This window comes from Streptomyces hiroshimensis (assembly GCF_014650335.1).
Classification (GTDB): domain Bacteria; phylum Actinomycetota; class Actinomycetes; order Streptomycetales; family Streptomycetaceae; genus Streptomyces; species Streptomyces hiroshimensis.
The window spans coordinates 817,666-829,462 of the sequence record NZ_BMUT01000001.1 but is presented as its reverse complement, the minus strand read 5'-3'; the positions used below and the strand labels follow the sequence as shown (position 1 = coordinate 829,462).

10 protein-coding genes are annotated in these 11,797 nt (G+C 71.5%); all 10 read right to left on the bottom strand.

Annotation, left to right across the window (positions count from 1 at the left end; translation table 11 throughout):
• Positions 1-17: 17 nt before the first annotated feature.
• Complete coding sequence (ispG, locus tag IE241_RS03350) at positions 18-1,184, bottom strand: flavodoxin-dependent (E)-4-hydroxy-3-methylbut-2-enyl-diphosphate synthase (RefSeq protein ID WP_190020027.1); 1,167 nt, start codon at positions 1,182-1,184, stop codon at positions 18-20.
• A gap of 5 nt (positions 1,185-1,189) precedes the next feature.
• The gene (gene hpnH, locus IE241_RS03345) at positions 1,190-2,212 is read right to left on the bottom strand and encodes an adenosyl-hopene transferase HpnH (RefSeq protein WP_190020026.1); all 1,023 of its coding nucleotides are present in this window, start codon (positions 2,210-2,212) and stop codon (positions 1,190-1,192) included.
• Positions 2,213-2,217: 5 nt separating this feature from the next.
• The gene (locus IE241_RS03340; protein ID WP_190020025.1) at positions 2,218-2,868 is read right to left on the bottom strand and encodes a phosphorylase family protein; all 651 of its coding nucleotides are present in this window, start codon (positions 2,866-2,868) and stop codon (positions 2,218-2,220) included.
• Positions 2,868-4,901, bottom strand: a complete 2,034-nt coding sequence (gene shc, locus IE241_RS03335; RefSeq protein ID WP_190020024.1) for a squalene--hopene cyclase — start codon at positions 4,899-4,901, stop codon at positions 2,868-2,870. The genes IE241_RS03340 and shc overlap by 1 nt, the downstream gene beginning before the upstream one ends.
• Before the next feature lie 117 nt (positions 4,902-5,018).
• Positions 5,019-6,038, bottom strand: a complete 1,020-nt coding sequence (locus IE241_RS03330) for a polyprenyl synthetase family protein (protein WP_190020433.1) — start codon at positions 6,036-6,038, stop codon at positions 5,019-5,021.
• Positions 6,039-6,154: 116 nt separating this feature from the next.
• Positions 6,155-7,606: a hydroxysqualene dehydroxylase HpnE gene (hpnE, locus tag IE241_RS03325; RefSeq protein WP_190020023.1), complete on the bottom strand. Its 1,452-nt coding sequence runs from the start codon at positions 7,604-7,606 to the stop codon at positions 6,155-6,157.
• 82 nt (positions 7,607-7,688) lie between these two features.
• A complete protein-coding gene (hpnD, locus tag IE241_RS03320) occupies positions 7,689-8,639 on the bottom strand; it encodes a presqualene diphosphate synthase HpnD (RefSeq protein ID WP_190020022.1) in 951 nt (316 codons plus the stop codon).
• On the bottom strand, positions 8,636-9,544 hold the full coding sequence (hpnC, locus tag IE241_RS03315; RefSeq protein WP_190020021.1) for a squalene synthase HpnC: 909 nt from the start codon (positions 9,542-9,544) through the stop codon (positions 8,636-8,638). The genes hpnD and hpnC overlap by 4 nt, the downstream gene beginning before the upstream one ends.
• 429 nt (positions 9,545-9,973) lie before the next feature.
• Positions 9,974-10,774, bottom strand: a complete 801-nt coding sequence (locus IE241_RS03310; RefSeq protein ID WP_190020432.1) for an ABC transporter ATP-binding protein — start codon at positions 10,772-10,774, stop codon at positions 9,974-9,976.
• Between the two features lie 22 nt (positions 10,775-10,796).
• A complete protein-coding gene (locus IE241_RS03305) occupies positions 10,797-11,732 on the bottom strand; it encodes an ABC transporter permease (RefSeq protein WP_190020020.1) in 936 nt (311 codons plus the stop codon).
• Positions 11,733-11,797 lie beyond the last annotated feature (65 nt).

The following is an 11,797-nucleotide window of genomic DNA, read 5'->3' as shown; positions in this document are numbered from 1 at the left end:
GTGGCGGGTCGCCGGTCTCAGGCGACGGTGACGTGCGGTGCCCCGCCGGGGGCGCCGTCCGCCGCCATGACTTCGGCGATCTTCATTGCTTCCTCGATGAGGGTCTCCACGATCTTCGACTCCGGCACGGTCTTGATGACCTCGCCCTTGACGAAGATCTGCCCCTTGCCGTTACCCGAAGCGACACCCAGGTCGGCCTCACGGGCCTCACCCGGACCGTTCACGACGCAGCCCATCACCGCGACGCGCAGCGGCACCTCCATGCCCTCCAGACCGGCACTCACCTGATCCGCGAGCTTGTACACATCCACCTGCGCACGACCGCACGACGGACACGAGACGATCTCCAAACGGCGCTGGCGCAGCCCCAGGGACTCCAGGATCTGCATGCCGACCTTGATCTCCTCCGCCGGCGGCGCCGACAGCGAGACACGGATCGTGTCACCGATACCCTCCGACAACAGCGCACCGAACGCCACCGCCGACTTGATCGTGCCCTGAAACGCCGGCCCCGCCTCCGTCACACCCAGGTGCAGCGGGTAATCACACTGCGCCGCCAGCTGACGGTACGCGTTGACCATGACGACCGGGTCGTTGTGCTTCACCGAGATCTTGATGTCGCGGAAACCGTGCTCCTCGAAGAGCGACGCCTCCCACAGCGCCGACTCCACCAGCGCCTCAGGCGTCGCCTTGCCGTACTTCTGCAGCAGCCGCCGGTCCAGCGACCCCGCGTTCACACCGATACGGATCGGCGTGCCCGCATCCGAGGCCGCCTTCGCGATCTCCTTGACCTTGTCGTCGAACTGCTTGATGTTGCCCGGGTTCACCCGAACCGCGGCGCAGCCGGCGTCGATGGCGGCGAAGACGTACTTCGGCTGGAAGTGGATGTCCGCGATCACCGGAATCTGCGACTTCTTCGCGATCACCGGAAGCGCATCCGCATCGTCCTGCGTGGGGCAGGCCACCCGCACGATCTGGCAGCCCGACGCCGTCAGCTCCGCGATCTGCTGAAGCGTGGCACCGATGTCCGACGTCCTGGTCGTCGTCATCGACTGCACCGAAACGGGCGCGTCGCCGCCCACGGCGACCGGCCCGACCTGGATGCGCCGCGAGGGGCGGCGCACCGCGAGCGGCCGTGCCGGCACGCCGGGGAGCCCGAGGGACACCGGTCCCGCGGAGGCCATGGCCGTCAGCTCCGGTTCCCGGCCACGCTCTCGCGGGCCGCGCGGATCGACTCCTTCAGCGATCCCATGGTGGCGAGGACGGCGGTCGGCTCGTATCCGCAGTGGGCCATGCAGTTGTCGCAGCGCGGGTCCTTGCCGCGGCCGTACTTGTCCCAGTCGGTCTCCTCGATCAGCTCGCGGTACGTCGGGACGTAGCCGTCGCTCATCAGATAGCAGGGGCGCTGCCAGCCGAAGAGGGAGTAGTTGGGGATCGCCCAGGCGGTGCAGGGGAAGTCGACCTTGCCCTCCAGGAAGTCCAGGAAGAGGGGGCTGTGGTTGAGCCGCCAGCGCGCCCGGTTCCCACCGGAGAAGGCCTTCTTGAACAACTCCCGGGTCTGCTCGACCCCCAGGAAGTGGTCCTGGTCGGGAGCCTTCTCATAGGCGTAGGCGGGCGAGATCATCATCTCGTCGACCTTCAGGTCGTCATTGAGGAAGTCGAGCACCTCGACGATGGTCTGCGGGGTGTCGGTATTGAAGAAGGTCGAGTTGGTGGTGACCCGGAAGCCGCGCCGCTTGGCCTCCTTGATGGCCTCCACCGCCTCGTCGAAGACGCCCTCCTTCGCAACGGACTCGTCGTGCCGCTCGCGCAGCCCGTCGATGTGCACCGCGAACGCGAAGTAGGGGGACGGGGTGAACTTGTCCATCTTCTTGCGCAGGAGCATCGCGTTGGTGCACAGGAAGACGTACTTGCGCTTCGCCACCAGCTGCCGCACGATCTCGTGGATCTGCGGGTGCATCAGGGGTTCGCCGCCGGCGATGGAGACCATCGGCGCGCCGGACTCCAGCACGGCTCCGACGGCCTGGGCCACCGGCATGCGCTGCTTGAGGACCCCTGCGGGGTGCTGGATCTTCCCGCACCCCTCGCACTTGAGGTTGCAGGCGAAGAGCGGTTCCAGCTCGACGATCAGCGGGAACTTCTCGCGCTTCCTGAGCTTCTGTTCAAAAAGGTACGTTCCCACCCGGATGGACTGGCGGAGTGGCATGGCCATCTGGCTCACCTCCTGGGGAGCAGTAAAGAACGGTGCCATTCGATAAAAGCCGGGAGGACGGTGCGCAGAACCCGGAAAGCCGATATTCCACCGCGCAACGTCCCGATTCGGACGAGTTCATGCTCTGGAGCGTCCACGACCACCCGGACGGCCGCAACCGGGCGCGGCCCCGCGCGCACGGCGCTTCGGAGTGTGGCCGCGGACTCCATGTCCACCGCGAGCGCCCCCGCGGCGTGCAGGGCGGCCCGCTCCGCGCCGCGTACGACGTGGTCCGAGCCGACGAGGGGCCCGGTGTGGATGACGCGCCGGGGCACGGCACGGGCGAGCTCCTTGGCGAGCAGCTCGACGCCCGAGCACTCGGTGCTGCCCGCGCGGTCCCGGGTCTCGTCGGCGACGACGAGGTCGCCGGGGTGCATCCCCGGGGCCAGGCCGGCGCAGAAGCCCGTGGCGACGACCGCGGCCTCGCGCATCGCCGGATCGCGCAGGGCACGGGTGACGGCATGGTCCGCGGCCTGCGGCCCCATGCCGGTCCGCAGAACGGTCACGGGCCCGGCCGCCCCGCCCGGGCCGCCCCCGCGCAGGGCGAGGCGCTCGATGCCGAGCGCGCAGGCGACCAGCAGCGGTGCGGGGCCGGAACTGCCCGTGCCGTTCGTCATCACGCCTCCAGGCGGTCGGGGGTGAACAGCTCCCCGTGCACGTAGCGGCCGAGGGCCGTGACGGGGAAGACCTGCCGGTAGAGGTGGTAGTTGATGGAGAAGTCCCAGGGGAATCCGGTGCCGGTGAAGTGCGGCTCGTCCCAGGACCCGTCCTCGCGCTGGGTCTCCACCAGCCAGGCCACGCCCCGCTCGGCGGCCTTGCCCTCCCGCTCCCCGGCGGCGAGCAGGGCCATCAGGGCCCAGGCCGTCTGGGAGGCGGTGGAAGCACCGCGCCCGATCCACTCGGGGTCGCGGTAGGAGCGCAGGTCCTCGCCCCAGCCGCCGTCGTCGTTCTGCACGCTCTCCAGCCAGCGCACGGCCTTGCGCAGCGCCGGGTGCGAGGCGGGGATGCCGGCCGCGACGAGGGCGGGCACCACCGAGCCGGTGCCGTAGACGTAGTTGACGCCCCAGCGGCCGAACCAGGCGCCGCTCTCCTCCTGTTCGCCCAGCAGCCACTCGACGCCGCGCCGCGTGCGCGGGTCGTGCCGCTCGCCGAGGAAGGCGAGCATCTCGACGACGTGCGCGGTGACGTCGGCGGACGGCGGGTCGACGACCTCGCCGAAGTCGCAGAAGGGCAGCCGGTTGGGCAGCGTGCTGGTGTTGTCCGCGTCGAAGGCCCCCCAGGCGCCGTTCTTCGACTGCATGCCCAGGTTCCAGCGGGCGGCCCGCCGGACGGCCGTCTCGACGCGCGCGGGGTCGGGGTGCCGGACCCGCTTGAGGGCCAGGACGACCTCGGCGGTGTCGTCGATGTCGGGGTAGGTGTCGTTGTGGAACTCGAAGGCCCAGCCGCCCGGGGTCAGCCCGGGGCGGCGCACCGCCCAGTCGCCGGTGCGGTGGATCTGCTCGCCCAGCATCCAGTCGGCGGCCTTGACCAGCGCCGGGTGGTCGGGCGCCACTCCGGCGTCCGCGAGGGCGATGGTGGCCAGACAGGTGTCCCACACCGGGGACTGGCAGGCCTCGATCATCCGGCTGCCGTCCTCGCGCCACACGGCGAAACGGTCCAGCGACTTGAGCCCCTCGCGCAGCACGGGGTGGTCCAGGTCGTAGCCGAGGAGGTGCAGGGCGATGATCGAGTAGACGGCGGGGGGCTGGATGCCGCCCCAGCAGCCGTCGTTGTCCTGGCGCTCGATGATCCAGCGGGCGGCCGAGTCGAGCGCGAGGCGGCGCAGGCGGCGCAGCGGGAGGCGCCGGTAGTGGTGCAGGGCCTTGTCGAGCCGCTGGAAGGCGCCGTCCCAGCTGGCGGCCGGGGCGAGCGGGCGCGGCGGGTTCGGCCGGGCGGGGTCGGTGTGCAGCTCGTCGAGCGGGAAGGGCGCGGGGCGCACGGGGCGCTTCGCGGAGACGACGGTCAGCGGCACGATGGTCTGCCGGGCCCACTGGCCGAAGTCGTAGAGGTTGAGGGGGAACCACTTCGGCAGGAACATGATCTCGGGCGGCAGTTCGGGGAGGTCCTCCCACTTCCACCAGCCGAAGAGGGCGAGCCAGATGCGGGTGAAGACCCGGGAGGCGGCGATGCCGCCCTGCTCGCGGATCCACGCCGAGGCGGCGGCCATGTGCGGGGCGTCGGGGGCGTCACCGGCGAGCCGCAGGGCGACGTAGGCCTCGATGGTCGTGGAGAGCTCGCCGGGCCCGCCGAGGAAGGTGGCCCAGGTGCCGTCCGGGCGTTGCTCGGAGCGGATGTAGAGGGCGGCGGCGCGGGTGGTCTTCTCGTCCTGGACGCCCAGGAACTGACGGAGCAGCAGGTCTTCGGCGTCCATGGTGACGTTGGTCTCCAGGTCGCCCTTCCACCACCCCTGCTCGTCCTGGCGGGAGAGGAGGTGATCGACCGCGCGGGCCGTGGCCCGCTCGGCTGCGGCGAGCGCTCCGGGCGCCTCACCGCCTTGGAGCGGGGGCTGTGCCGTGCCGTGTGCCGTGTGCTGTTGCGCTGTGGTGCTGTCGGTGGCCGCGGCAGCGCGGGGCGGCAGGGCCCCGGTGCTTCCGTCGGTCGTCGCTGTCATGGTTTCCCCTTTTTTGCAGTGAGCTTCCTTCTCTGCCTTCCTGGGGGCTCCGTCGGCCGGCGCCGCAACACTGACGCCGGCCGGCGACCGCGATCTGCTAGATCGGGTGAATAGGAATCATCTCTTTCGTACGACGACGAAGTCGGCGAGCGCCACCAGTTGGGCTCGGACTTCTGCGGGCATGTCAACTCGGTCGAGGGCCTCGATCGCGGTCGCGTGCTGGCGGCGGGCCTCCTGGGAGGTCCACTCCCGGCCGCCCGCCTCTTCGATCAACATCGCGCGGCTGGCGAATTCTTCCTCGTCGAAGTCGGCGAGTTGGGCGTCGCTGAGCTTCGCGTCGGCCGCGAGGATCTCCGCGAGCCGCTCGGAGGCCTCCCCGCCCGCGGCGAGGGCCGCGACCACCGGCAGCGACTTCTTGCGCTGGCGCAGGTCACTCCAGGTCTGCTTGCCGGTGGCCTCCGGGTCGCCCCAGATGCCGAGCAGGTCGTCCACCGCCTGGAAGGCCAGGCCGAGGTGGTAGCCGTAGGCCTCCAGGGTGTCGGCCGTGTGGTCGTCGGCGCCGCCCAGGACGGCGCCGATGGAGACGGCGCAGGCGAGGAGGGCGCCGGTCTTGTTGCCCTCCATCTCCAGGCACTCCTCGACGGTGACCCGCTCGCGGTGCTCGTAGGAGATGTCCTGCGCCTGGCCGTCGATCAGCTTGCGGGTGGCGGTGGTCAGCCGCCGGGTGGCGCGGCCGGCCTCGACGGTGCCGAGCTCCAGCAGGATCTCGTTGGCGAGCGCGAAGAGGGCGTCGCCGACGAGGATGGCCTGCTCGGGCCCGTAGACCTTCCAGACGGTGTCGCGGTGGCGGCGCTGCTCGTCGCCGTCCATGAGGTCGTCGTGCAGCAGGGAGAAGTTGTGCACGAGCTCGACGGCGACCGCGCCGGGGATGCCCACCTCCGGGGCGCGCCCGGCGGCCTCGGCCGAGAGCAGGGCGAGCGCGGGCCGGACGGCCTTGCCGCTGTCGCCGTGCGCCGGCCGTCCCTCGGCGTCGATCCAGCCGAAGTGGTAGGCGGCGACGGTGTCCATGGGCGGCGCGAGCCGGTCCACGGCGGCACGCAGCACCGGCGTGGCAAGCGTCCGTCCCCGCTCCAGCATGGCGTTGACGCCTGCAGTGTCGACAGCTGGGATCGCCGAAGTCACGGTCTCTCCTCTGGTGGTCGTGCTCGTGCGCGGCCCGGTCCGGGCACGCGACGCTTCATGGCTCGCCTCGGTCATACCGCCTCCCGCAAGGGGCTCACGTGCGGTCGGCCGAGCTCGGAGAGTGCCGCACCCGCGGCGTGGACACCGCTGCGCACGGCGCCCTCCATGGTCGCGGGCCAGCCGGTGGCGGTCCACGCGCCGGCCAGGTACAGGCCGGGCGTGTTCGTGCGGGCGGTCGGCCGCAGCCGGCCGACGCCCGGGGTGGGGGCGAACGTCGCTGTACGCTCCCGGGTCACGAAGAAGTCCCGGACGCCGGCGCCGCGTGCGGCGGGCAACAGCCGCTCCAGCTCGGGAAGATAGCGGGCCCGCAGCTCGGCCACGGGCCGGTCGATGTCGTCCTGCGCGGCCGACTGGGAGACGGCCAGGTACTGCCCGCCCTCTCCCTTCGCCGCGAGCCCGGACGACTCCGTGCGGTCGAAGACCCACTGCACGGGCGAGCCCAGCGCGGTGAAGAACGGCTGCCGCAGGACCTTGCGGTCGTAGACGACGTGGAGGTTGAGGATCGGGGCGGTGCCGATCTCCAGCAGCCGGCCCGGCTCGTCGAGGGCGCCGTCGGGCAGCAGGGCGTGGGTCTCGCGCTGCGGCAGGGCGAGCACGACCGTCTCGGCCGTGAGCTGCTCGGCCGCACCGGGGCCCGTCTCGGCGTCGACCTGCCAGAGGCCGTCCTCGGCGCGGGCGACGCCGGTGGCACGGGTGCGCAGCAGGGTGCGCACGCCGGCTTTGTCGAGGGCGGCGCGGGCGCGGGTGTCGTGCAGCTCGCCGAGGGGGACGTGCGCCCAGCCGATGTCGGCGGCGCCGGGCTCGGTGAGCAGCGCGGTCTTGAAGACCATGGCGGCGAGGCCGAGCGAGGACTCGTCGGCGGTGGCGTTGAGCGTGGCCACGCCGATCAGGTCCCACAGGGCCTCGACGGTGCGGGCGGACTGGCCCTTGCGGCGCAGCCAGCCGCCGAAGTCCGTGCCGTCGAGCGCGGGGTCCTGCGGGTCGAGGCCGCGCAGGGCCAGGGCGGCCCGGCCCACCTGGGCGCGCTCGGCGAGCGAGAGGTGCGGGTACGTGGCGAGGCTCGCGCCCAGGTGCAGGGGCACGGGCAGGCCGTTGCGGCGCAGCCGGCCCAGGCGCGGCCTGCCGGAGGGGTGGCCGACGTCGAGCACGGGCACGTCGAGCCGGTCCTGCAGGGGCGCGAGGTGCAGGGCGCCGAGCCGGTCGAGGAAGGAGGTGTAGGCGGTGCAGCAGCGCAGGTAGACGTGCTGGCCGTTGTCGATGGTGAGGTCGCCGCGGCGGAAGGAGAAGGCGAGGCCGCCGAGGCGGGGCCGGCCCTCCAGGAGGGTGACACGCACGCCGGCGTCGGCGAGCTCCAGCGCGGCCGTGATGCCGGCGAGCCCGCCGCCGACGACCACCGCGCGGGCGGCCGCGGCGCCGTCCCCGTCGTCGGGGCCGCGGCCGGGCCCGGTTGTCGTGGCTGTCATGTGCCCACCCCTTCGGCTGCTGTCAGGGACGTTTCCGCAGGGCGGAGGGTTGCGCGCCGTTTGCCGGCCCGGGACGGGGGCATCAAGCGCGCCCCCCGGCGGTCCGCCGGTGGACGCTGCGGGCGTCGAATCCGGACAGGCCGCGCACGGCGACGTAGACCTTCTCCCGGCCGGGCAGCGAGACCCGGCCGCGCAGGACCGCCTCGGGGTCCTCGGCGATCCGGTCGAGCAGCCTGCGGTAGATCCCGGCCATGGCGGCGACGCAGGCGCCGCTGCGCCGGTCGAGCATGGGCAGCAGGCGGGTGCCCTCGGCGAAGAGGGCGCGGGCGCGCCGGACCTCGAAGTGGACGAGGCCGGTGAAGTCGGCGCCGGCCGGGGGCCTGGCCGAGTGGAAGCCCTCGGCGCAGCCGAACTTCGCGAGGTCGTCGGAGGGCAGGTAGGTGCGGCCGTTGGCGGCGTCCTCACGGACGTCACGCAGGATGTTGGTGAGCTGCAGCGCCAGGCCGAGGGTATCGGCGTACTCCGCGGCGCGCGCGGCATCGCGCGCGCCGGGCACGGTGCCGAACACGCCGAGGGAGAGCCGGCCGATGGCACCCGCGACACACCGGCAGTACACCGCGAGGTCGTCCCAGGTCTCGTACGACTCGCCACGCACGTCCATCTGAACGCCGTCGATGAGTTCGTCCAGCCCGCCGAGCGGGATGGGGAAGCGGCGCGCGGCATGGCTGAGCGCGACGGCCACCGGGTCGGTGTCGTCCTCGTCGATCCGGCCTTCGCTGATCCGCGCGAGCAGCTCGCGGGTCTCCTCCAGCCGGCGGTGCTTGGCCCCTGCGTCCAGCGGTCCGTCCCCGATGTCGTCGACACGCCGCGAGAAGGCGTACAGCGCCGACATGGCGCGCCGCTTGGCGGTCGGCAGGAGCCGGATGCCGTAGCTGAAGTTACCGGCCTGCTGTCCGGTGACTGCCTCGCAGTAGCTGTACGCGGCGAGCACCGGTGCGGACGCGTCCGGCGATCCGTTCACTGTCCCGCTCACCCCTCTCTTCGCAGTGTCGCTCCCACCTCGCGCAGCAGGCTGAGCTTGGTGGGCTTGGGCGGTCCGGGCAGTACGTCGTGTCCTGCGGCGGCGACCGCGCGGAGCGCGGCCCTCCCCCCGCCCACGAACCCCGCGAGCAACAGCTTCAACCTGCCGTGGACGCTACCCACCAGGGGGGTGCCTTCATTCAGCAGTTCCCCGGCGCGTTCCCCTTCGTACGCGACTAGGGCGCGCAACGACGCGCCGCCGGTCGGGCGCGCGAGGTCGGCCTCGGTGACGCGGAAGCGCTTCATGTCCTCGGCCGGGAGGTAGACGCGGTCGCGTCCGAGGTCCTCGGTGACGTCCTGCAGGTGTTCCACGATCTGCAGCCCGGTGCAGACCGCGTCCGAGCGGCGGATCCGCTCGGGGCTGGCGGTGCCGGTGATGCCCAGGACGAGGCGGCCGACGGGGTTCGCGGACAGCTCGCAGTAGGCGAGCAGATCGTCGTACGTACCGTAGCGGCGGACGCGCTGGTCCTGGCGGTTGGCCTCGATCAGCCCCAGGAAGGGCTCCGGGGACAGGCCGCACCGGCGCACGGTGGGCCGCAGGCGGCGCAGCAGCGGATGGTGCGGGCCGGTGCCGGAGCGGTCGAAGACACGCCGCAGGTCCGCCTCGAAGGCGTCCAGCATGGTGAGCCGGTCCTCGCTCGTTTCGCCCCGCGTCCCTGCGAGCCCCAGCAGCTGCGCGTCGCGCCCGCCGGGGGCGAGGTCGCCGTCGCCGATGTCGTCGACGAGGCGGGCGTACCCGTAGACGGCCATGAGGTCGTCCCGCCAGGCGCGCGGCAGGAAGAAGGGTGCCACGGGGAAGTTCTCGTGCGCGGCCTTGTCGAGCACGGCGCGCTCGTGCGCGGCCGTCCCCGCCGTCACCGCGGGCTGCCCGGACCGGGGACGGCGTGCACGCCTCGGGGCTGGAGAGTTTCCGTAGCCATTGCCGTCACATCTCCCGTTCTACACTGCCGACCCAGAACATCCTATTTCGGACACGCCGCAGGGTAGACACCCCCTTCGGCGCCCCCTGCTCCCCCTTCGGCACCCACTGTCCCGCCGTATCCGACGCCGTCTCCGGAGCCGCGGATACACCGGTATCGCACGCTTCGCCGCAAATCAGCACGGTACAGCGTACGCCGCACACTTGTCCGACGCGCGGCCGGGTACGTGCTTGATCCATACAATGCCACGCGAGCCGCGAATCAACCCTGCCAATAAGCCAGTTGATCGTTACGGAACGGTCAAGGCCCCCGCCGGAGCGTACCGGTGAGGGCCCGCCGAAACCGGTCCGCGCCGGCCCGCACGGCGCTAGCGGGCCGTCTCCTTCTCGTACGCCCTGACCACTTCCTCGGTCGGGCCGTCCATCAGGAGCTGTCCGTGCTCGAGCCACAGCACACGGTCGCAGGTGTCCCGGATCGACCTGTTGTTGTGGCTGACGAGGAAGACCGTGCCCGCCTGCTTGCGCAGCTCGCGGATACGGGCCTCGGAGCGCTTCTGGAACGAGCGGTCACCGGTGGCCAGCGCCTCGTCGATCATCAGCACGTCGTGGTCCTTGGCCGCGGCGATGGAGAAGCGCAGCCGGGCCGCCATGCCGGACGAGTAGGTCCGCATGGGCAGCGTGATGAAGTCGCCCTTCTCGTTGATCCCGGAGAAGTCGACGATGCCCTGGTAGCGCTCGCGGATCTGCTCGCGCGACATCCCCATGGCCAGGCCGCCGAGCATCACGTTCTTCTCGCCCGTGAGGTCGTTCATCATGGCGGCGTTCACGCCCAGCAGCGAGGGCTGGCCGTCGGTGTAGACCTTGCCGCGCTCGGTGGGCAGCAGCCCGGCGATGGCCTTGAGGAGGGTGGACTTGCCGGAGCCGTTGGAGCCGATCAGGCCGATCGCCTCACCGCGGTAGGCGGTGAAGCTCACACCCTTGACGGCGTGCACCTCGCGCACACCGGCCCCCGGCTTGCGCTTGACGATCCGGTTCAGGGCGGCGGTCGCACTGCCGCGGCCGGTGTTGCCGCCGTAGACGCGGTAGACGATGTGGACGTCGTCCGCGATCACGGTGGGCACGCGGGCGTCGTTCCCGGCTGCGTTCACGGAGTTCGCGGCTGCGTTCACGGGGTTCCCGGTGGGGTTCTGTTCAGCCACGGCCGTACTGCTCCTCAGCCTTCCAGAAGTACACGAAACCGCCGGCGCCGACCACGACCGCCCAGCCCAGCGCCAGCAGCCACACGTGCGGCGGCAGGTGGATGTGGCTGTGGTTCTCGATCAGGGACCAGCGCATCAGGTCGATGTAGACGGCGGCCGGGTTGGCGCTGAGCACGTCGATGACCCACTTCGGCGCGTGGGTCTTCTCCAGCGCCTCGACCATGTTGTACATCACGCCGGACGCGTACATCCACGTCCGCGTGATGAACGGCAGCAGCTGCGCCAGGTCGGGCGTCTTGCTGCCCGCCCGGGCCAGGATCATCGCCAGGCCGGTGTTGAAGAGGAACTGCAGCACCAGGACGGGGACGATCAGCACCCACGACGGCCGGGGCATGTGCCCGAAGCCGAGCAGGAAGGCGAACAGCACGCACATCGACAGCAGCAGCTGCTGGAGCTGCTGCATCGCGAAGGAGATCGGCAGGGCCGCCCGCGGGAAGTGCAGGGCGCGCACCAGACCCAGGTTGCCCGAGATGGAGCGCACGCCCGCCATGGCCGAGCTCTGGGTGAAGGTGAAGACGAAGACACCGGTCACCAGGAAGGGGATGTACGTGGCGATCCCCATGCCCTTGGACTGCTGCATCAGCAGACCGAAGATCAGCAGGTAGACGCCGGCGTTCAGCAGCGGCGTCGCCACCTGCCAGACCTGGCCCAGCTTGGCCTGGCTGTACTGGGCCGTCATCTTGGCCCGGGAGAACGCGACGATGAAATGCCGCCGCGCCCACAGCTGCCGGGCGTACTCCGGCAGGCTCGGGCGGGCCCCGCTCACCGCGAGACCGTACTTCTTGGCCAGCTCGGCGGCGGACATTCCGTCGTCGGGCGATGGCGGGGCACTCATGGCGACCGCACTGTCGTGCGTTGTCTCGCTCACAGTTGACACTTTCGTCCTCAAGGTGCGCTGCCGGGGGCTCGCCCCGGTCCGCGCCCGATGCTCAT